Source organism: Paracidovorax wautersii (genome assembly GCF_031453675.1).
In the GTDB taxonomy this organism is placed as follows: domain Bacteria; phylum Pseudomonadota; class Gammaproteobacteria; order Burkholderiales; family Burkholderiaceae_C; genus Paracidovorax.
Map to the genome: position 1 here is coordinate 2,995,163 of NZ_JAVIZX010000001.1, position 20,800 is coordinate 3,015,962.

General features: G+C 67.8%; 17 protein-coding genes and 1 riboswitch. Of the genes, 7 read left to right on the forward strand and 10 right to left on the reverse strand.

Annotated features, from left to right (window positions below):
* Positions 1 to 21: 21 nt before the first annotated feature.
* Together QE399_RS13565 and QE399_RS13570 are read right to left on the reverse strand one after the other, a co-directional pair.
* Positions 22 to 1,560 (reverse strand): tripartite tricarboxylate transporter permease, encoded by a 1,539-nt coding sequence (locus tag QE399_RS13565; RefSeq protein WP_309829306.1) that lies wholly within the window; start codon positions 1,558 to 1,560, stop codon positions 22 to 24.
* A gap of 37 nt (positions 1,561 to 1,597) precedes the next feature.
* Positions 1,598 to 2,044 carry a tripartite tricarboxylate transporter TctB family protein gene (locus tag QE399_RS13570; protein ID WP_309829307.1) on the reverse strand — a complete coding sequence of 149 codons (447 nt, stop codon included), beginning with the start codon at positions 2,042 to 2,044 and terminating at the stop codon, positions 1,598 to 1,600.
* Between the two features lie 317 nt (positions 2,045 to 2,361).
* On the opposite strand from QE399_RS13570, the gene QE399_RS13575 reads away from it, so the two are divergent.
* Entirely contained in the window at positions 2,362 to 2,772 is a 411-nt protein-coding gene (locus QE399_RS13575; RefSeq protein WP_309829308.1) for a polyhydroxyalkanoate granule-associated phasin, read from the forward strand.
* A gap of 162 nt (positions 2,773 to 2,934) precedes the next feature.
* On the opposite strand, the gene QE399_RS13580 is transcribed toward QE399_RS13575, so the two are convergent.
* Together QE399_RS13580 and hemH are read right to left on the reverse strand one after the other, a co-directional pair.
* Positions 2,935 to 3,648 (reverse strand): glutathione binding-like protein, encoded by a 714-nt coding sequence (locus QE399_RS13580; RefSeq protein WP_309829309.1) that lies wholly within the window; start codon positions 3,646 to 3,648, stop codon positions 2,935 to 2,937.
* Between the two features lie 65 nt (positions 3,649 to 3,713).
* Positions 3,714 to 4,772: a ferrochelatase gene (hemH, locus tag QE399_RS13585; protein ID WP_309829310.1), complete on the reverse strand. Its 1,059-nt coding sequence runs from the start codon at positions 4,770 to 4,772 to the stop codon at positions 3,714 to 3,716.
* A 38-nt stretch (positions 4,773 to 4,810) separates the two neighbouring features.
* Between hemH and QE399_RS13590 the strand changes: the two genes are divergently transcribed.
* Positions 4,811 to 5,503, forward strand: coding sequence for an HAD family hydrolase (locus QE399_RS13590; protein ID WP_309829311.1), 693 nt, complete (start codon positions 4,811 to 4,813; stop codon positions 5,501 to 5,503).
* Between the two features lie 112 nt (positions 5,504 to 5,615).
* On the opposite strand, the gene QE399_RS13595 is transcribed toward QE399_RS13590, so the two are convergent.
* From QE399_RS13595 to QE399_RS13605, 3 genes are all read right to left on the reverse strand, one after another.
* Positions 5,616 to 5,951: an Mpo1-like protein gene (locus QE399_RS13595; RefSeq protein ID WP_309829312.1), complete on the reverse strand. Its 336-nt coding sequence runs from the start codon at positions 5,949 to 5,951 to the stop codon at positions 5,616 to 5,618.
* A gap of 171 nt (positions 5,952 to 6,122) precedes the next feature.
* On the reverse strand, positions 6,123 to 6,956 hold the full coding sequence (locus QE399_RS13600; RefSeq protein ID WP_309829313.1) for an alpha/beta fold hydrolase: 834 nt from the start codon (positions 6,954 to 6,956) through the stop codon (positions 6,123 to 6,125).
* Positions 6,957 to 6,958: 2 nt separating this feature from the next.
* Positions 6,959 to 8,269, reverse strand: coding sequence for an O-acetylhomoserine aminocarboxypropyltransferase (locus QE399_RS13605; protein WP_309829314.1), 1,311 nt, complete (start codon positions 8,267 to 8,269; stop codon positions 6,959 to 6,961).
* Positions 8,270 to 8,364: 95 nt separating this feature from the next.
* Here QE399_RS13605 and QE399_RS13610 point away from each other — a divergent pair, with 95 nt between their 5' ends.
* Complete coding sequence (locus QE399_RS13610; RefSeq protein ID WP_309829315.1) at positions 8,365 to 8,820, forward strand: CBS domain-containing protein; 456 nt, start codon at positions 8,365 to 8,367, stop codon at positions 8,818 to 8,820.
* Between the two features lie 139 nt (positions 8,821 to 8,959).
* On the forward strand, positions 8,960 to 10,057 hold the full coding sequence (gene aroC, locus QE399_RS13615; RefSeq protein ID WP_309829316.1) for a chorismate synthase: 1,098 nt from the start codon (positions 8,960 to 8,962) through the stop codon (positions 10,055 to 10,057).
* A gap of 284 nt (positions 10,058 to 10,341) precedes the next feature.
* On the opposite strand, the gene nrdR is transcribed toward aroC, so the two are convergent.
* From nrdR to QE399_RS13630, 3 genes are all read right to left on the reverse strand, one after another.
* Positions 10,342 to 10,791 (reverse strand): transcriptional regulator NrdR, encoded by a 450-nt coding sequence (nrdR, locus tag QE399_RS13620; RefSeq protein WP_309829317.1) that lies wholly within the window; start codon positions 10,789 to 10,791, stop codon positions 10,342 to 10,344.
* A gap of 31 nt (positions 10,792 to 10,822) precedes the next feature.
* On the reverse strand, positions 10,823 to 12,067 hold the full coding sequence (gene glyA, locus QE399_RS13625) for a serine hydroxymethyltransferase (protein WP_309829318.1): 1,245 nt from the start codon (positions 12,065 to 12,067) through the stop codon (positions 10,823 to 10,825).
* A 36-nt stretch (positions 12,068 to 12,103) separates the two neighbouring features.
* Positions 12,104 to 12,259: riboswitch (ZMP/ZTP riboswitch) on the reverse strand.
* Positions 12,260 to 12,283: 24 nt separating this feature from the next.
* Positions 12,284 to 13,183 carry a lytic transglycosylase domain-containing protein gene (locus QE399_RS13630; protein ID WP_309829319.1) on the reverse strand — a complete coding sequence of 300 codons (900 nt, stop codon included), beginning with the start codon at positions 13,181 to 13,183 and terminating at the stop codon, positions 12,284 to 12,286.
* Positions 13,184 to 13,512: 329 nt separating this feature from the next.
* Between QE399_RS13630 and QE399_RS13635 the strand changes: the two genes are divergently transcribed.
* The 3 genes from QE399_RS13635 to QE399_RS13645 all read left to right on the forward strand — a co-directional run bounded on the left by QE399_RS13635 (position 13,513) and on the right by QE399_RS13645 (position 20,689).
* Positions 13,513 to 13,899: a hypothetical protein gene (locus tag QE399_RS13635; protein WP_309829320.1), complete on the forward strand. Its 387-nt coding sequence runs from the start codon at positions 13,513 to 13,515 to the stop codon at positions 13,897 to 13,899.
* A gap of 20 nt (positions 13,900 to 13,919) precedes the next feature.
* Complete coding sequence (locus tag QE399_RS13640) at positions 13,920 to 17,654, forward strand: DUF748 domain-containing protein (protein ID WP_309829321.1); 3,735 nt, start codon at positions 13,920 to 13,922, stop codon at positions 17,652 to 17,654.
* Positions 17,655 to 17,944: 290 nt separating this feature from the next.
* Positions 17,945 to 20,689, forward strand: a complete 2,745-nt coding sequence (locus tag QE399_RS13645; protein ID WP_309829322.1) for a DUF349 domain-containing protein — start codon at positions 17,945 to 17,947, stop codon at positions 20,687 to 20,689.
* The last annotated feature ends 111 nt before the right edge of the window (positions 20,690 to 20,800 follow it).

Below are 20,800 nucleotides of genomic sequence, written 5' to 3' on the forward strand. Positions count from 1 at the left end.
GGAAAAGGTTAGCAGAGCGGCTTATGCCGGCGCGTCGGCAAGGGCTTCCTGCGCTGCATCCAGCGCCTTCTTGGCGCGGATCGTCTTGCGCACGGTGGACCACACGGCCCAGGCCAGCATGGCGGCGGTCAGGGCCAGCAGCGTGGCACTGATGGGGCGCGTGACGAACACGGTCGCATCGCCGCGCGACAGCAGCATGGCACGGCGCAGATGCTCTTCCAGCATCGGGCCGAGGATGTAGCCCAGCAGCAGCGGCGCGGGCTCGAAGCGCAGCACCATCAGCGCGTAGCCCATGATGCCCAGGGCCGCCACCGAGTAGATGTCGAACACGTTGTTGTTGACGCTGTACACGCCCAACGCCACGAACACCAGGATGGCCGGGTACATCCACGCGAACGGGATGCGCAGCAGCGCTACCCACAGCCCGATGGTGGGCAGGTTCAGCACCACCAGCATGATGTTGCCGATGGCGAAGCTCACCACCAGGCCCCAGAACAGCTGCGGCTGCTCGGTGATGAGCATCGGCCCTGGCTGGATACCGTGGATGATGAGCGCGCCCAGCATCACCGCCATCACGGCGTCGCCCGGAATGCCCAGCGACAGCGAGGGCACGAAGGCGGTCTGCGCGGCGGCGTTGTTGGCCGACTCCGGCGCGGTGATGCCTTCGACCGCGCCCTTGCCGAAGCGGCTCGGGTCACGCGCCACCTTCTTTTCGATGGCGTACGACATGAAGGCCGCGATGGACGGCCCCACGCCGGGCAGCGCACCCAGGGCCGAGCCCAGCGCCGAGCCGCGCACCATCGGCTTGACGGTGGCACGCATCTCCTCGCGCGAGGGCACCATGGAGCGCAGCGTGACCTTGTCGGGCTTGCGGTTGGTGTCTTCGGAGTTGATGCAGCGCACCACCTCGGCCACGCCGAACAGGCCCATGGCGAGCGCGATGAGGTTGATGCCGTCGGTCAGCTCGGGCACGTCGAACGAGAAGCGCGCCACGCCGGAGTTGACGTCGGTGCCCACCATGCCCAGCAGCAGCCCGAACACCACCATGCACAGGCCCTTGGCGGCCGAGCCGGTGGTCATGGACGACGCGGCCACCAGGCCCAGCACCATCATCGAGAAGAATTCCGCCGGCCCGAACTGGAGCCCGATGGAGGCGATGGCCGGCGAGAACAGCACCAGCAGCACCAGCCCCGACATGGCCCCCGCGAGCGACGCGATGGTGGTCACGAACAGGGCGATGCCCGCCTTGCCCTTCTTGGCCATGGGGTAGCCGTCCAGGCAGGTGACGGCGGACGACGGCGAGCCCGGCAGGTTCAGCAGGATGGAGGCGGTGGAGCCGCCGTACTGCGCGCCGTAGTACACGCCGGCCAGCATGATGATGGCGGCCGTGGGAGGCATGTGGTAGGTGAGCGGCAGCAGCAGCGAGATGGCCGCGAGCGAGCCGATGCCGGGCAGCACGCCCACGACGGTGCCCAGCAGCACGCCGAAGAAGCAGTACGCCAGGGTGATGGGCTCGGAGGCGACTTGCAGGCCGAGCCAGAGGTTGGAGAGCAGATCCATTTAAAGCGGTCTTTCAGTGACGGGGTGCGGGCGGGGCTCAGTAGCTCCAGGGCCACAGGGGCAGCATCATCTGCAGCGCCACGGGGAAGATCAGCGTGGTGAGCAACGCCACGGCAGCGCACACCACCAGGCGCGTGCGCAGGCGCATGGCCGACGGCATCAGCGCGACGAGGGCCGTGAGGAACGACGCGATCACCACGCCCAGCGGGCGCAGCGTCCATGCGAACAGCAGCAGGCTGGCGACGCACCACAGCAGGTTGTTCCACTGCACCGTGACCTTGGTGCCCTGGCGCCACCAGGCGGGCAGGGCGACCAGCAGGCCCAGCACCACCAGCGTCCAGCCCAGCACCACGGGGAAGTAGCCCGGCCCCATGCGCCCGGCCGTGCCGAAGGTGTACTGGCTGCCGTACAGCGCGAAGAAAAGTCCGGCGGCCGCCATCAGCAGCCCTCCGATCAGGTCGTGAATGTCTCGTATGGTTTTCATGGTTTTCAGTGCGATAGGGGGTGATTGACGAACAGCGCGCAGCCGCAGCGGGCCGGGCTGGCGCGAGCTTAGACGCGGGTACCTGACCAGCACCTGAGCTCGCCCGGATTCATGCCAATGCCCGTGCGCCAGGGGGCCGTGGTGTGTGCCGAGCCTGTCCCCGTGCGTCCTTTTTTTCCGCTCGCTGGCGGCGCGCCTGTGCCGCCGTGCCGTTCCATCGCCGCCCGGCCGCCGCCGCGCAGGGGCAGCCCTTTCGGCGGGATGGACATGCGGCCGCACTACAGTGGCTGCATCCATCACTGACACCAGGAGTGCGCATGTCCGTCCGCCGCAACCGCAAAGCCGCATCCGTGATGCGCCAGACCGCCGATCTGGCCGTGGCCGCGCCGCAGGTGGTCGCGCACCGGGTCGCCCGCATGGCCGCGGCCGGTGCGGCCGGCGTGGCGCCCTCGGCGCGCGATCAGAGAGAGTTCACGAGGATGGTGCAGGAAAAGCAGGTCGCCTTCGGCCAGGCGTGGCTGGCGATGGGCATGCAGGCGATGGTGGCCGGCCCCGCCCTGGCCATGGCCGCGGCGCGCGCCTGGTACACGCCGTGGCAGCCCGGCGCCGTGTGGAACAACGCCCTGGCCACGCAGTGGCAAAGCGCGGTATGGGGCGTGTGGGCCAAAGGCCTGGCGCCCGTGCGGGCCAAGGCGGTGGCCAATGCCCGGCGCCTGGCGCGCGGGTGAGCTCACAAAGTGATAGCTGCTTGCGCTTGTCTGTAGGCCGTTTCAGCATGCTATGGCACTGAATCCGCCTGAATACCTGCGCCAGTAGCTATTCATTCAATAGCGGGAGCTGGGCCGGGCAGGGCGTGGCACCGCTCCACCCAGGCCAGTGCCAGTGCCGCGTCAGGCGGCCGCTGGCGCGGCGGGAATCGCCAGTCCGCGCACCACGGCAGGCCGCGCCACAAAGGCATCGAGCGCCCGCTGCAGGTGCCTGAAGTCCTGCATGCCGACGAGGTCGCCTGCTTCATAGAAGCCTGCCAGGTTGCGCACCCAGGGGAAGATGGCGATGTCGGCAATCGTGTACTCGTCGCCGGCGATCCAGGCATGCCGGGCCAGCTGCCCGTCGAGCACGCCCAGCAGGCGGCGCGATTCGGCCACGTAGCGGTCGCGGGGGCGCTTGTCCTCGTACTCCTTGCCGGCGAACTTGTGGAAGAAGCCCAGCTGCCCGAACATGGGGCCGACGCCGCCCATCTGGAACATCAGCCACTGCAGCACGTGGTAGCGGCCCGCCGTGTCCTGGGGCAGGAAACGGCCCGTCTTGCCGGCCAGGTAGACCAGGATGGCGCCGGACTCGAACAGCGCCAGCGGCTGGCCGTCCGGACCGTCGGGATCGAGGATGGCCGGGATCTTGTTGTTCGGGTTGAGCGACAGGAACGCGGGCGAGTTCTGGTCGTTGTTCCCGAAATCGACGTAGTGCGGCTCGTAGAGCAGGCCGGTCTCCTCCAGCAGGATCGACACCTTCACGCCGTTGGGCGTGGGCAGCGAATACAGCTGCAGCCGCTCCGGGTGCTTGGCGGGCCACTTCTTCGTGATGGGGAAGGATGCAAGATCGGTCATGCGTACGCTCCGTTGGAAAAGAAAGGACTTGCCCAAGCAGGCCCCAGGCGGCACGGGCCGCGGATTCAGCCGGTCCAGCCGCCCATGTGCTGGCGCGCGATCTGGCTCAGCGCGGTGATCCACAGCGGATGGTCGTTCAGGCAGGGGATGTAGCGGAACTCCTGTCCGCCCGCGTGCAGGAAGGCCTCGCGCGCCTCTTGGTTGATTTCTTCCAGTGTCTCCAGGCAATCGCTGGTGAAGCCGGGGCACATCACGTCCACGCGCTTCGTGCCGCGTTGCGCCAGCGCGATCAGCGTGGGCTCGGTGTACGGCTCCAGCCACTTGGCCTTGCCGAAGCGCGACTGGAAGGTGACCTGGTACTGCGACGGCTGCAGCCCCAGTGCCTGCGCCAGCAGCGCGGCCGTGGCCAGGCATTCGGCCTGGTACGGGTCGCCCAGGCGCACCGCGCGCTCGGGAATGCCGTGGAAGCTCATCACCAGCAATTCTGCCGGGCCGCCCTCGCGCTGCCAGTGGTCGCGCACGCTCTGGGCCAGCGCGTGGATGTAGGCGGGGTGGTCGTGGTAGCTGTTGACGAAGCGCAGCTCCGGCAGGCGGCGCGTGCGGCGCATCCAGGCGGCCACATCGTCCGCCACGCTGGCCGTGGTGGTGGCGGAGTACTGCGGGTACAGCGGCAGCACCAGCACACGGTCCACGCCCTCGGCCTGCAGGGCCTCCAGCTGCGCGGCGATGGCAGGCTGGCCGTAGCGCATGGCGTGGCGCACGGGCACCTGCACGCCCGCCTCGCCCAGCCAGCCGCGCAGCATCACGGCCTGCCGCTGCGTCCACACGGCCAGAGGCGACCCCTCCTGCATCCAGATGCTGGCGTACTTGGCGGCCGACTTGGCCGGCCGAACGCGCAGGATGATCCCGTGCAGGATGGGCAGCCAGACCGCGCGCGGGATCTCGACGATCCGCGGATCGCTCAGGAACTGCGCCAGGTAGCGCCGCAACGCCGGCGCCGTGGGCGCCTCGGGCGTGCCCAGGTTGCACAGCAGCACGGCTGCGTTGGCGGCGTGGTGCGTGGCGGCGGGGCGGAGGGACGAAGCGGCGGCGGGCGCGGTGCTGGAGGCAGGCTGAGCGGGCATCCCGGCATTGTGGCAAATGGCGGCGGTATGCTCGCCGCATGCTCGATATTTCCCGCATCCGCGCCATCACCATTGATCTGGACGACACCCTCTGGCCCATCTGGCCCACCATCGCCCGGGCCGAGAAGGTGCTGATCGAATGGCTGCTGGCCGTGGCGCCGGGCGCGTCGGCCCTGCTGGCCTCGCCGGACACGGCCCGCATGCTGCGCGCGCAGGTGGCCGCACAGAACACGCACCGCGCGCACGACCTGACCGTGCTGCGCCGCGAGACCATCCGCGCCGCCCTGCGCCAGGCCGGCGAGGACGAGGCGCTGACGGACCAGGGCTTCGACGTGTTCTTTGCCGAGCGCCAGCGCGTGGAGCTGTACGAGGACGCGCTCGCCACGCTGGAGTTCCTGTCGAGCCGCCACCCGGTGGTGGCGCTGTCCAATGGCAATGCCAATCTGCAGCTGATCGGCATCGACCGCTACTTCCGCGGCAGCATCAGCGCAAAGGACTTCGGCATCGCCAAGCCGGACCCGCGCATCTTCCACGAGGCCGCCCGCGTGCTGGCCGTGGACCCCGCGGCCGTGCTGCATGTGGGCGACGACGCCACGCTGGACGCCCACGGCGCGCTGGGCGCCGGCATGCAGGCCGTCTGGCTCAACCGCGGCGAGGCCGCCTGGCCGCACGAGCATCCGCCCCACGCGACTGTGCCCGACCTGGGCGCGCTGTGCCGCCTGCTGGGCTGAGCGCTGCAGGCGCAGCGGCAGGGTCCGGACGGCTTGCGGCCTGTTGTTCTTCTTCTGCTATTGAGTTGATAGCTGCATGCGCTGATAAATAAAGCGCTGCAGGCCGATGGGGCTACAAAGACACCTTGCCCCGCCAGATGTCGCGGTACATCACCCAGTCGCCCATGAAGCTGTAAAGCGGGCGCTTGAAGCTGGCGGGCCGGTTCTTCTCGAACGCGAAGTGGCCGACCCAGGCAAAGCCGTAGCCGCTGAGCACCGCTGCGGCCAGGTAGCCCGCGTGGCCGGTGATGAAGAGCAGCACCAGAAACACCAGCGTCAGCGTGGAGCCCGCGAAATGCAGGCGCCGGCAGGTGCGGTTGCTGTGCTCGGACAGGTAGAACGGATAGAACTGCGCAAAGCTCTTGAAGCTGCGCGGATCGGTGGCGGTGGTGCTCGCTGCGATGGCCATGGCGGTCTCCTGCGGCCCCGCTGGCGGGGGCCTGGGACCAGTGTAGAAGCCTTGGCGGGAGGGCGCCAGCGGGGCGCCACCAGGGCGTTACCTGGGGGCTACCCGCTGGGGTGAGGAAGAAGGCGAGAGCGACGGACGCGCCGCACGCGGCGGCGCTGATCCGCCGGCCAGCTAGGGCTGCGCCGGCTTCTGCGCAGGCGCGGCCAGGAAGTCGCGGATGGCGAACAGCGTGGCGTCCGGCGCCTCGGTCATCTGGTGGTGTCCCACGGGCAGGTGCGCCACGGCCACCGTCTTGCCTGCCGCGCGCGCGGTGCCGATCAGGCCCTGTGCCGCCTTCGGCACCGTCATCTGGTCCTGCTCGCCCAATGCGAACAGCACCGGGCAGGCGATGCGGGCGATGGCCGCTTCGCCGCCCGCATAGCGGTCGCAGGCCACGAAGCCGCGGTGGAACACATTCACCTCGCGGTTGCTGCGCAGCACACGCCGGCCCAGCGCCATGCCCGCGCCGAACACCCAGAAGCCCGCGCCCGAAGGCGGGGCGAGGGTGCTGCGCGAGAACACGTTGACCATGCGCAGCGCCTTCTCGGGCTCGTTGAGAGAGGCCTCGATGAGCGCGGGCGACACCTTCATCGGGTAGGCCGTGCCCACCAGCACCAGGTGGCTCACCCGCTCGCCCAGGCGGGCTGCGGCTTCCAGAGCGATCAGCGATCCCCAGCTGTGGCCCACCAGGGCGGCGCGCTGCACGCCGGCTGCATCGAGCAGGGCGGCGATGAAGTCGGCCGCGGCCTCCACGCTGGCGGGTGCTTCACCGCTGCTGCGGCTGTGGCCGGGCAGATCAACGGCCAGCACGTTCCAGCCGTGGTTGGCCAGGTAGCGGCTTTGCAGCGCCCAGACGCTGTGGTCGTTCAGCACGCCGTGGATCAGCACCGCCGTGGGCTTGGCGGCATCGAAGGGCTTGCCGCCCGTATAGCAGTAGGTGGCGGCGCCGTTGACGGTGAGGTACATGGTCAGGCCCCCGCTTTCTCGGCCGCCTTGAGCGCGCGCTTGAGGTCGTCGATCAGATCGTCCGGATCCTCCAGACCGATCGACAGGCGGATGGTGCCTTGCGAGATGCCGGCACCGGCCAGGGCCTCGTCGCTCATGCGGAAGTGCGTGGTGCTGGCCGGGTGGATCACCAGGCTGCGGCAGTCGCCCACGTTGGCCAGGTGGCTGAACACCTTGAGCGTCTCGATGAACTTCTTGCCCTGCGCGCGGTTGCCCTTCAGGTCGAAGCTGAAGACCGATCCGGCGCCGCGCGGCAGCAGCTTCTGCGCCAGCGCGTGGCTGGGGTGGGTGTCGAGCAGCGGGTGGCCCACGCGCGCCACGAAGGGCTGGCTGGCCAGGAACTCCACCACTTTCTGCGTGTTGCGCATGTGGCGCTCCATGCGCAGGGGCAGGGTCTCGATGCCCTGCAGGATCAGCCACGCGGTGTGCGGGCTCATGCAGGCGCCGAAGTCGCGCAGGCCCTCACGCCGCGCACGCAGCAGGAAGGCGCCCACGGTCGATTCCTCGGTGAACACCATGTTGTGGAAGCCGTCGTAGGGCTGCGTCAGCTCGGCGAAGCGGCCGGCGGCCTGCGGGCCGTCCCAGTCGAAGCTGCCGCCATCCACCACGATGCCGCCGATCACGGTGCCGTGGCCCGACAGGAACTTGGTGGCCGAGTGGTAGACCAGATCCGCGCCATGCTCGAAGGGCTTGATGAGCCAGGGCGAGGTGAGGGTGGAGTCCACCAGCAGCGGCACGCCGGCCTCGTGCGCGATGGCGCTCACCGCGGGAATGTCCAGCACGTCCAGGCCCGGATTGCCCACGGTTTCGCCGAAGAACAGCTTGGTGTTGGGGCGCACCGCGGCGCGCCAGCCGTCGATGTCGCCTGGCTTGACGAAGGTGGTCTCGATTCCGAAGCGCGCCAGCGTGTAGTGCAGCAGGTTCTGCGAGCCGCCGTACAGCGCCGTGCTGGCCACGATGTGGCTGCCTGCGCCCATCAGCGTGGCGATCGCCAGGTGCAGCGCGGCCTGGCCGCTGGCGACCGCGATGGCGCCCACACCGCCCTCCAGCGCGGCCACGCGCTGCTCCAGCACCGCATTGGTGGGGTTGCTGATGCGGCTGTACACATGGCCGGGCCGCTCCAGGTTGAAGAGGGCGGCGGCGTGGTCGCTCGACTCGAAGACGAACGAAGTGCTGAGGTGGATGGGCACGGCGCGTGCGCCGGTGGCGGGGTCGGGAACGGCGCCCGCATGCAGAGCCAGCGTATCAAAGCCAGGGTCCGAGTAACCGGGCATCTTGTCTCCTGTGTTTCGAATCAGGGGAGGATTGTGGGCTATATTTCTGCAGAACAGCCGCCATTCAGCGCGGCCACAGCATCTCCGGAGACCCCATGAAAGTCAGCGACATCCTTCGCGTCAAAGGCAACACCCTCTACACCGTGACACCGGACGAGCCCCTCGCCCAGGCTGCCGTGGTGATGGCCGAGAAGGACATCGGTTCGCTGGTGGTGATGGAGCACGGTGACCTGGTGGGCATGCTGACGTTCCGCGAAGTGATCCAGGCCATGGTCAAGAACAGCGGCAACGTGGGCAACATGCTCGTGCGCTCGGCCATGGACGATGCGCCCCTGACCTGCACGCTGGAAACCGAGATGGACGAAGTGCGCCGCATGATGCTCAACCGCCATGCGCGCTACATGCCGGTGATGGACCGCCGCATGCTCATGGGTGTGATCAGCTTCTACGACGTCGCCAAGGCCGTGGTGGACAGCCAGAACTTCGAGAACAAGATGCTCAAGGCCTATATCCGCGATTGGCCGGAGAAAGACTCCAGCCCCGCCGCCTGATCCCCGCATCAGAGCGAAAAAGGCTGCTGGCGCTTGTGCAACGGGCGCCAGCAGCTATTTTTTTATGAGCATGGGCGGCCACCGCGCTGCGCCGGTGTGCCGCCCGGGCTGCCCGCGGGCTCTGGGATAATCGCCGCCCATGAGCGGCAACACCATCGGAACCCTATTCGCAGTCACCAACTTCGGTGAATCCCACGGCCCGGCCATTGGCTGCGTGATCGATGGTTGCCCGCCCGGCATGGCGCTGACCGAGGCCGACATCCAGGCCGATCTGGACCGCCGCCGTCCCGGCACCAGCCGCCACGTGACCCAGCGCGCCGAGCCCGACGCGGTCGAGATCCTCTCGGGCGTGTACGAAGGCAAGACCACCGGCACGCCCATCGCCCTGCTGATCCGCAATACCGACCAGCGCAGCAAGGATTACTCCAACATCGCGCAGAGCTTCCGCCCGGGCCACGCCGACTACACCTACTGGCACAAGTACGGCATCCGCGACCCGCGCGGCGGCGGGCGCTCCTCCGCCCGGCTGACCGCGCCCACCGTGGCCGCAGGCGCTGTGGCCAAGAAGTGGCTGGCCGAGAAGTACGGCACGCGCTTTCGGGCCTGCATGACGCAGATCGGCGAACTGGCCATCCCCTTCGAGAGCTGGGAGCATGTGCCGAACAATCCGTTCTTCGCGCCGGTGGCCGATGTGTCTGCCTACGAAGACTATATGGATGCGCTGCGCAAGTCGGGCGATTCGTGCGGCGCGCGCATCCGCGTCCAGGCCACGGGCGTTCCCGTCGGTTTGGGGGAGCCGCTCTATGACAAGCTCGACGCCGACATCGCCCATGCGCTCATGGGGCTGAATGCGGTCAAGGCGGTGGAGATCGGCGCTGGTTTCGACAGCGTGGCCCACCGCGGAACGCACCATGGCGATTCACTCACGCCCGGCGGCTTCGCCAGCAACAATGCCGGCGGCATCCTGGGCGGTATCAGCAGCGGTCAAGACATCGAGGCGTCCATCGCCATCAAGCCCACCAGTTCGATCATCAGCCCGCGCGAATCCATCGACGTGCACGGCCAGAGCACCGAAGTCATCACCAAGGGCCGCCATGACCCCTGCGTGGGCATCCGCGCCGCGCCGATCGCGGAGGCGCTGCTGGCACTGGTGCTGATGGACCACGCCCTGCGCCACCGCGCGCAGTGCGGCGACGTGACCCAGGCCGTGCCCCCCATCAAGGCCTCGCTGCTCTGATTCTGGCGGGCCGGGGCCGCCATCGGGCGGCCGAGGTGGAAGCGCTTGTACGAGGCGCTCGCTCTGCATCTGCGTGGCGTGGGCGAAGGGTTGGGCCGTGGGCGTTGGCGCACGTCCTCGAGGACATTCAGCGCAGGGCGTCCGGCCGGGAAGCACGCCTGGCAAGCGCCGCCGTGCGGGCTGCTTGTTGGTGCCAAATACAGGGTTTGCGCCCGCCAATCAAGCGCATGCAGCTATATTTTCAATAGCAACGTGTGGGCGCCTGCAAAGCGCGGCCCTGGGTGCTACTTGCGCACTTCATCCACCAGTGCGCGGAACTCGTCGATGTCCTCGAAGCTGCGGTACACGCTGGCGAAGCGGATATAGGCCACCTTGTCGAGCTTCTTGAGCTCGCGCATGACGAGTTCGCCGATGCGGTGGGACATCACTTCCCGCTGGCCGAGGTTGAGCAGCTTTTCCTCGATGCGCTCCATGGCGGAGTCGATCTGCGTCGTGCTCACGGGGCGCTTGCGCAGCGCCAGCTTGAACGAGCCGAGCAGCTTGTTGCGGTCGTAGTCGATGCGCCGCCCGTCCTTCTTCACCACGGCGGGGAAGTTCACCTCCGGCCGCTCGTAGGTGGTGAAACGCTTCTCGCACGCGCCGCACTGGCGGCGGCGGCGGATGAAGTCCCCTTCCTCCGAGACACGGGTCTCGACGACCTGGGTCTCGGCATGGCTGCAGAAGGGACACTTCATGGGGCAGGGCGCGGGCGGGCGGGGCGCCGGATCAGCGGTAGACCGGGAAACGGCTGGTCAGCGCGTGGACCTTGGCACGCACGGCGGCCAGGTTGGCCTCGTCCTGTGGGTTGTCCAGCACATCGGCCAGCAGGTTGGCCGTGATGCGCGTTTCTTCTTCCTTGAAGCCACGCGTGGTGATGGCCGGCGTACCCACGCGGATGCCGCTGGTGACCATCGGCTTCTCGGGGTCGTTCGGGATCGAGTTCTTGTTGATGGTGATGTGCGCCTGGCCCAGAGCGGCTTCGGCCACCTTGCCGGTGATGCCCTTGGAGCGCAGATCCACCAGCATGACATGGCTTTCGGTCCGGCCGCTCACGATGCGCAGGCCGCGGGCGATCAGCGTCTCGGCGAACACCTTGGCGTTCTTCACCACCTGTTGCTGGTAGGCCTTGAACTCGGGCGTCAGCGCTTCCTTGAAGGCCACGGCCTTGGCGGCGATCACGTGCTCCAGCGGGCCGCCTTGCAGGCCGGGGAAGATGGCGGAGTTGATCGCCTTCTCGTGCTCGGCCTTCATCAGGATGATGCCGCCGCGCGGGCCACGCAGGCTCTTGTGCGTGGTGGAGGTGACCACGTCGGCGAAAGGCACCGGGTTGGGGTACTCGCCTGCAACCACGAGGCCGGCATAGTGGGCGATATCCACCCAGAAAATGGCGCCGACTTCCTTGGCGATCTTGGCGAAGCGCTCGAAATCGATGCGCAGGGCGTACGCCGACGCGCCGGCGATGATCAGCTTGGGCTTGGACTCGCGCGCCTTGGCTTCCAGCGCGTCGTAATCGATCTCTTCCTTGTCGTTCAGGCCGTACGAGACGATGTTGAACCACTTGCCGCTCATGTTCAGGGGCATGCCGTGCGTCAGGTGACCACCTTCGGCCAGGCTCATGCCGAGGATGGTGTCGCCGGGCTTCAGGAAGGCCAGCAGCACGGCCTGGTTGGCCTGCGAGCCCGAGTTAGGCTGCACGTTGGCGGCGTCGGCGCCGAAGAGCTTCTTCACGCGGTCGATGGCCAGTTGCTCGACCACGTCCACGTTCTCGCAACCGCCGTAGTAGCGCTTGCCGGGATAGCCTTCTGCATACTTGTTGGTGAGCTGCGAGCCCTGGGCCGCCATGACGGCGGGCGAGGCGTAGTTCTCGCTCGCGATCAGCTCGATGTGCTCTTCCTGGCGGACGTTTTCCGCCTGGATGGCCGCCCAGATTTCGGGATCGGCTTGTTCGACAAGAATATTGCGTTGGTACATGGCGTGGCAGTCCTATGAACTTGTGTCCCTTGAAACAAGGGCTGCCCAGGCGAACGGCGGAACGCAGGGAAGAGAAGCAGGGCCCTGCGGTACGCTTCCCAGTGGTTCACAGGAGAAAGGCCCCCTGCCGGATTCCACGTCAGCGGCAGTGACTGCAGGTCACCGCGCCTATCGCCAGTCGCGTACCCCGGTAGTGTAGCCGAGGGGCGTGGCGTTTCAGGGCGTGGCCGTGGCGCCGTGCTCGGACAGCAGTGCCACCTTGTCGCCCACAGCGCCTGCGGCGGGCACGGTGGCTGCAGCGGCGGCTGCATCAGCCGCGGCAGGGGCCGGCACGCTTTGGGCCGGCGCCTTGGTGGAGAGCATGGGTGGCGTGGCGGGCGCTGCGGGCTGCAGGGGCACGGCACGTCCGCTGGCGACTTGGCGCAGACGGAAATGCTCCGCCAGCACCTTGGCCGCGTAACCACCGTCGTCAGGCAGATTGGCCGCACCCACGTAGAAACGCAGACCGCCTTCGAGCGAGCCGGCGCGGGTGATGCATTCCTGCAGCACCTTCACGCCCACGCGCAGGTTGCTCACCGGATCGAAGGCCGCAAAGTGGCCGCCGAAATTCTGGTACTTGTCGGTGTGCACGCGGGTCATCACCTGCATCAGGCCCTGCGCACCTACCGAACTCTGAGCGAACGGATTGAAGCTGGATTCCACAGCCATGATGGCCAGGATCAACGTGGGATCGAGCTTGGTACGGGTACCGATGTCATAGGCTTCGGATACCAGCACCGCCAGGGGCTCGGGCGCGACGCGGTATTTCTTGCTCAGCCAGTACGCCACTGCGGCCTGCTCCTTGGGCAGGTCCTTGGGGTTGCCGGCCGTGGCGCGATCGATCGCGCCCAGCTCGATGGGCGTGCCCAGCAATGCCTCTTGGCGGGCCTGGAGCCAGCCCATCAGGCGTTCTTCGCCAGCCTGGCGCAGATCGGGCCGCGCCGTAAGGGTGATGGCCGCGAAAGCCACGGCCAATCCGAGAAGGGCGAAGCCGCTGTGTGTGATTTCAAGAAAGCCGTCGACGATGTCGGAGGCGAATGTACGCACTCCGGCAACCACTTTTCCTGACGCTGTCATAGCTCTTCCTTTCTGAGTCGAGTCCTGTGCAGGCAGACCGTGGAAGGTCCACCTCGCCAGGCATCTCGCCTGGATTGGTACGCCATCAAGTTCGTGCCCTGTGCATGGCGCCAAGGGAAACAGCAAACTGACTTAGCCGGGTTCGGCAGCGGGTGAAGGTGTTTTGCAAACCCCGTTTTTAGGGCTGGCGGATTCTAGGAGGTCTCTAAATGTCAGGTCAATACTAACAAATTCAATCTTTAGAATTAAAAATTCTGAAAAGACTGTAGAAAAGCACAGTTTTTCGAGGGAAAGCAGTCGTAGGGCCGTCTTTTTTGGTTACGACTGAAATGACCATCAAAACGGTGGCTATGGGGCAGCATAAATCGATTGAAGAAACCATTTTGAAAGCCTCGCCAAGCTTTGCTAAGGTGCAACTGCCTGAGTCATTCAGGCATTGCCGGCGAGACGAAAGCGTTGTGTCGACAGGCATTCAGTGCCGCGATGCGAGAGCCCAGTTTCCATGGCACACCCTTGGAGGCAATACGTTGCCTCCTGCACCCCGGACCTCAATCTCCGAAGGTGCACAACCGATGGCAAAGACCGTTGTGTCAGCCGTCAAGCCCGGCGGTGGGAAACTTTCCCTCCCCGGGCTTTCTTGTTTCTGCCCGATACAAGAAAACCGGGTGAATTTCTGGTGCAATCACCGCTACCGCCTGCTTCGGTTTCGCATGTGACGCGCCCCCTCCACCTTTCCTTGTTCCGCCAGCGATGGATGCGTCTTGCCGCCTGGTGCGTGGTGGGGCTGCTGGCCGTCTGGGCCTTGGCTTGGCTGGCTGTTCCTCCGTGGCTGCGTGGCCAACTCGAACGTGTGGGGGCTGAGCAGTTGGGCCGCAGCGTGACCGTGGGCGAAATCGCCTTTCGACCCTGGTCTCTCCAACTGCACGTGCGGGACGTGGCCGTAGGGCGAGCAGACGCACCCGGCGCAGATCCGAAGGCGCTGCCGCAGATGGAGCTGCGCCATCTCTATATAGATATGCAGTGGCAGTCCTTGTGGCACCTGGCGCCCGTGGTGGATGCCGTTGAGGTGGAGGGGTTGCGCCTGCGCCTTGCCCAGATCAGCCCTGGGCACTATGACATCGACGACATCGTCAACCGCTGGGCTGCGCGTCCCCCAGCGGCGGAGCCTTCGGAGCCGCCACGCTTCGCGCTTTACAACATCGCTCTGAGGGACGGTGCGGTCGAGCTCGACGACCGGGTGGCGGGACAGCGCCATTCGCTGCGCAACGCGGAGTTGGCCATTCCCTTCCTGAGCAACCTGCCTGCGTACCGCGAGGTCAAGGTCGCGCCGCGCCTGTCGTTCGAACTCAACGGCAGTCCCTTCGATTCTGACGCCGTGGCCACGCCGTTCATGGATGACCAGCACGCACAGGTGCTTTTGCAGGTGGCGGGCTTCGACCTCGCGCCCTTTGCCGGCTACCTGCCCGCCGGCCTGCCCGTGCGCCTGGCTTCGGGCAGGCTCGACGCCGATCTGCGCCTGGAGTTCACCCGGGCAGCCGTGCCATTGGTGCAACTCCAGGGCACGGTGGGGCTGCAACAGGTGGCATTGGTAGACGATGGCGGCCGCGATGTAGCGGCGTTCGACGCTTTGAAGATTGCTCTGGCCGACCTGCAGCCCCTGAAAAAGGCCGTGCACCTGCGATCCCTGGAGTGGTCGGGGTTGCGGGCGCAACTGCGCCGTGGTCCCGATGGAAACTTCGAGCTGCTGCGCAGTGGCCCGGGTGATGCTCCCGAGAGAGTGATTCCTGGTCCGTCGCCTGCCGCCAAGCGTGTCGAGGGGGGAGCCCCGTCTTGGACGGTACGGCTGGACGAGGCTGCGTTGCGTGGCAGCCGCATGGATTGGACGGACGCAAGCACCGGAGGCGAGCCTGCCCGCCTGGCGGTTCGCAACCTGGAGCTGCGGGGTTCTCGCGTCGCCTGGCCGCTGCGCCAGCCGCTGCAGTTCCAGGGCAGCGCTCAGGTGCTGGGTGGGGATACGCGAAAGGCGGCGGCGCAGGTGGCATTCAGCGGCGAGGCCGGGGCCCAACGGGCCAGCGCTGCGGTCTCGGTGCGGCAACTGCCTCTGGAACTGGCGGAACCTTATCTGCGCGGAGTCTTCACGCCCCGCGTGCAGGGCACGGCCGACGCCGACTTCGGGGTGGCGTGGAATGGGCCGGCCAAGGTGGCCAAAGTGGCGCGGCTGGCCGTGAGCGATCTGGCGCTTGCCTGCGCTCAGCAGGTGGGTTGCCCGTCGTTGCAGCAATCGGGGGTGGCTCGGGGCAGCGGCGCCCGCATGGCGGATGTGCGCCGCCTGGAGGTAGGGGATGCGCTGATAGACCTGCCGTGGCGCCGGCTCTCCGTGGGCCGGCTCGTGCTGGATCAACCCCAGGTGGCCGCGGTCCGTGGCCCGGAGGGGCGCTGGATGTTTGAGGAATGGACGGCGCGTGGTGCCGTGGCTGCTGCGCCCAGGAGCCCGGGCGTGGATGCCGGCACACCGCCGTGGTCGGTCCAGATCGCCGAAGCCGTCGTGCAGGACGGAGCGGTGGGGCTTCGGGACCGGGCGGGTGCGCGGCCCGTGTCGGTGAACCTGTCGGCCGTGCAGATCCGTGCTCGCGACCTGCTTCCGCTCGCGCAACAGGCGGCCGCCTCGCCGGTAACCCTGTCCGTGCGGGTGGGTACCGGCCGGACCGAGCCAGGCCGCATCCAGTACGACGGGGCGGTGGGATGGGCGCCCATCGCGCTCCAGGGGCGCCTGCAGGCCAGCCATGTGCCGCTGCATGCTTTCGAACCCTACTTCGGCGAGGGGCTCAATGTCCGCGTCGTGCGGGCAGAAGGCAGCTTCACGGGTCAGGTCAGCCACCGCGCCGATGCCACGGCGGGCGCGCAGACGGAGGTCCGTGGCGATGTATCGCTCGACGAGGTGCGCGTGCGCAGCCCGATTCTGGTGGCAGGCGACGGCAAGGGGTCCGAACCCGTTGCAGCGGGGAGCAGTGAAGAGCTGATGAACTGGAAGACGCTGGGCCTTCGGGGCCTCCATGTGGTTCAGGCCGCCGGCAAACCCCTGCAGGTGGACGTGCAGGAGACCGCGCTCAGTGACTTCTTTGCCCGCGTCATCGTCCAAGAGAGCGGCCGCATCAATTTGCAGGACATCCGGAAGGCGGCTGCGCAGGGGGAGGGCGCCACCGTCCCGGTATCCGGGCCCCCTGTGCCGCCCGCTGGGCCTGGCAGCGACCCCGTGATCCGCTTCGGCCCCATCACCTTGACCAATGGATCGGTGCGTTTCACCGACCACTTCGTCAAGCCCAACTACTCGACCGACCTGAGCGGCCTCACCGGCCGGCTCGGCGCTTTTTCGTCCCAGGCGCCTGCGGAGGGTGCGCCCCCACTGGCCGACCTGGAACTGCGCGGCCGCGCGGAGGGGACGGCGTCCATTGACATCGTGGGCAAGCTCAACCCGCTGGCGAAGCCGCTCGCGCTGGACGTCCAGGGCCGGATGCGCGACCTGGAGTTGCCGCCGCTGTCCCCTTACAGCGTCAAGTACGCGGGGCACGGCATCGAGCGCGGCAAGCTCAGCATGGACGTCACGTACCGCGTGCTGCCGGACGGCAGGCTCACGGCCAGCAACAAGCTGGTGCTCAACCAGTTGGCCTTCGGCGAGCCGGTCGAAGGCGCGCCGGGCAGCCTGCCGGTGCGGCTGGCCGTGGCGTTGCTGGCGGACCGCCATGGCGTCATCGATGTGGACTTGCCGATCAGCGGCTCGCTCAACGATCCGGAGTTCAGCCTGGGCTCGGTCATCCTGCGCGTGATCGGCAACCTGGTGATGAAGGCGATCACGGCGCCGTTCTCCCTGCTTGCCGGCGCCATGGGCGGTGCCGACGAGGCGGCCACGGTGGAGTTCTCCGCTGGCAGTGCCGAACTGGGGCCGCAGGCCCAGCAGCAATTGGACAAGGTGGCGCAGTCGCTGGCAGACCGGCCGGCCCTGCAGATGACGGTGGTGGGTGAGGCCCGTCTCGCGCTGGAGCAGGACGCCTGGAAGCGCGGCCGGTTGCAGGAGCAGGTGCGCGCCCAGAAGCGCCGGCAGATGCGCGGGGCGCCGCCGCTCCCGGAAGCCGCGGCGGCCGCTGCAGCCGACGCGCAGCCCACCGTCACCGCGCAGGAATATCCGGCGCTGTTGCGCGAGGTCTACCGACGTGCCGACATGCGCAAGCCACGCAACTGGGTAGGCATGGCCCAGAACGTGCCCGACGCCGAGATGGAGGCGCTGCTGTTGGCCAACGTCCCTGTGCCCGATACGGCCATGCGAGATCTGGCGGTAGCCCGCGCCGTGGCGGTGCGTGACTACCTGGCCGAGCGCCAGGTGCCGCTGGGCCGGCTTTTCGTCGGTGCGCCGCGCACCGGTCCAGAAAGCGATGGCTGGACGCCCCGCGCGGAGCTGTCCCTAGCCACACGCTGAAGCGCGCGCATGACGCAACTCGGCAGGGTGGCGGCGACACAAGGTTTTGCAACTGCGCTGAGCACGCAGAGGTAGAGTTTCGGTTGCATTGCGCACCGCCAGCCCCATCTCTGGCGGGTGTCCTGGTCCGGGTTGCCCGGCCGCCTGATGACTTCGCGCAAGGGCGCGGCATCCTGGGGCAACCCAGGCCATCTCAAAACCGGGCGAAAATAGCGGTTTGGCCCGAGCCGCGCGATGGCGCAGATGCCGGGCCGCTGGCGTACACCGCCGCCTCTTATTCCACTGGATCCATGTTTCCTTTTTCTTCTCGCAGCAAAATGTCCGACGCACCTGAAGTGAACCCGGCCCCGGCCAAAGCCTCCGAGCCGCATCCTCTCGATGCATTGACGGGCGGCGCATTCTCTGCGGCCACCTCCGGTGAGCGCGCGGCGCGCATCCGGGACTGGCTGGCCACCCAGCCTGCGCCCGAGCAACTGCAGGATGTGTTCAAAGAGCTGAGCGCCCGCGACAAGGGTGCCGCACGGGCGGTGCGCGAGCGGCTGGACGAGATCCGCCGCGCGAAGGGGCAGGAGGCCATTGCCGCCGAGTGGGCCGACAAGGCGCAGACGCTGCTGGCAGCGTCCAAGCTCAACATCGCGGATGCCTTGGCCTGGCAGCGCGACGCCGCCAAGGCGGGTGCGCCACTGTCCCGTGAGCCGCTGTCCTCGCTGAAAGTCCAGCTGGCCGAGCGTGTCAAGGTGATCGAGGATCTGCAGCACCGCGTGCAGGTGCAGCGCGAAGCTGCAGTGCTGCTGGCGCAACGCATCGAGGTGCTGTCCACCAAGTCCTGGCGCGATGCCCAGGCCGCCCTGGAACTGCTGCGCGCCGACGTGGGCCGCTGGCAGGAGCAAGCGCAGGAGCTGGTGAGCGATACCGCATGGCCGAGTGTCGAGGCCCGTTTCCCTCCGCTGCTGGATGCCTCACGCACCCAGCTGCTGGTGGTGTGGGAGGCATTCCAGCCCGCTGTGGCGCAGGCTTCGGCCGCCGCGGAGGATGCCGCAGCGCCGCTGCCTCCGGTGCCCGTTTGGGCGGACGAGCTGCGCTTGGCGCGCGGCCTGCCTGCGGAATCGGCGGCAGCCGCGTCGGCCGGCGCCACCAAGGCATCGCCGCGTACCGCGGCGCCCAAGGCGAAGGTCGATCCGGAAGTGCGCGACAAGGCCTTGGAATCGGTTCGTGAGGCGCTTGCCAAGCTGGAGCAGGCGACGGCGCAGGGCCACGGCAAGGCCAGCGCCGGCGCGGCAGCCGCGCTGCGTTCCGTCCTCAAACACAGCGGCAAATACATCGAGGGCCCGCTGGAACAGCAGGTGCATGCCGCGCTGGTTGCAGCCGGCGAGTTGGAAGGCTGGCAGCGCTGGAGCGCGGACCAGGTGCGTGAAGACCTGGTGGCCAAGGCCGAGGCCTTGCTCAAGCGTCCGGACGGCCAAGCGCTGGGTGGCCGCAAGATGCAGGAAACCCTGCGCCAGCTGCGGGAACAGTGGAAGCAGTCCGACCAGGGCGGCACGCCCAACCATGCACTGTGGAAGCGTTTCGACGAGGCCTGCAATGCTGCCCACAAGGTGGTTGAAGCCTGGCTGGACAAAGTGCGCGCCGACGCGGCCGAGCACAAGGCCCAGCGCGTTGCATTGATTGGCGAGTTGCAGGCCTGGACGCAGGCCAACGCACAGCCGGCAGATGGCGACTGGAAGTCTGTGAACCGTGCGTTGCACCAGTTTGCGGACCGCTGGCGCGATGGCGGGCATGTTGGCGAGAAAATCTTTGCCGAACTGCAGCCGCAGTGGAAGCAGGCGTTCGCAGCCGCTGCCGCTCCGCTGGAAGCCGCGCAGAAGGGCAGCCTGGCTCGCCGGCACGCGATGATCGAGGAAGCCGTGGCCCTGGGGGCGGCGCCCCAATTGCGCATTGACGCGGTGAAGGCGCTGCAGCAGCGATGGCAGGCCGAGGCGCAGACCGTGCCGCTGGATCGCAAGCAAGAGCAGAAGCTGTGGGATGCCTTCCGCAAGCCCATCGACGAGGCGTTCAACCGCAAGTCGGCGGACCGTGACCGGGCGGCGACCGAGCTCAGCGCTCGCGACCGCGTGGTGCTGGAGGCATCGAAGGCCTTGGAAGCCGCCAACGCGAGTGGGGACGCACAGCAGATTCGGACCGCTATGTCGGCACTGGAAGCCGCACTGCGGGGGCAGGCCGAAGAGGCGAATGCTGCAGCATCTGAGTCGAATCGGGCTTCGAGCCAAGATGGACAAGCGCCTTCTGCTGCTGAAAGCGTAGCGAAAGATGCGACTGCCGATGAGGGTGCTTCCGCCGAGGAAGCTCCGGCGGCGGCACCCAAGGCGGCCCCGAAGCCGGTGGTGGCCGTGCGCGGCGACGACCGGCCCGGCATGAAGAAAGACGCGGCTGCCGTGCCCGCAGGGCGCCCCGGTCGGCCAGGTGAGCGCAAGGACGGCCGCGGCCCGCGCGATGCGAACGGCCCGCGGGGCGACCGCTTTGGCGACCGTGATCGCGGCGGGCGCTTCGGTGACCGTGCCCCGCTGGAACCCCGTGGCCCCCGCCTGGGGGATGTGGCCTTCCGTGCGCAGCGGGAAGCGCTGGAGCATGCGCAGGGGGCTTTGCGCAAGCTGGCGGCCCAGGCGCACGGCGAAGCCGTGACGCAGTTGCTGTCGGCTTGGGAGCGCCGCGATGCGACCCAACTGCCGAGCGCTCAGGAACTGGGTGGCCAGGTCAATGCGTCGCTGCGCAATGCCTGGTCCCAAGCCGTGTCGGCCCCGGCCGCCGGCGATGCGTCCGAAGCGCTGCTGCGTCTGGAGATGGCGGCCGATGTGCCCACGCCTGCGGAGCAATTGGCGGCCCGCCGCGCGTTGCAACTGCAATTGCTCACGCGCCGCAATGATCCGGCGCCGGTGCAGACCTGGGGTCAGGATGCCGCCCGCGTACTGCAGAGTGCCAGCGATGCGGCAAGCGCCCGCCGCTTGCAAAACGCGCTCAAGGTGCTGCTGCGCAAGTGACGAGGTGCTTGCTTGGCGCTCGCGCCATCCAATGGGCCGGAAGGATTTCCTTCCGGCCTTTTTTGTGGGTTGGGGAGAGGTGGCCTAGGTTGGAGTCAACCCGGCAAAAGA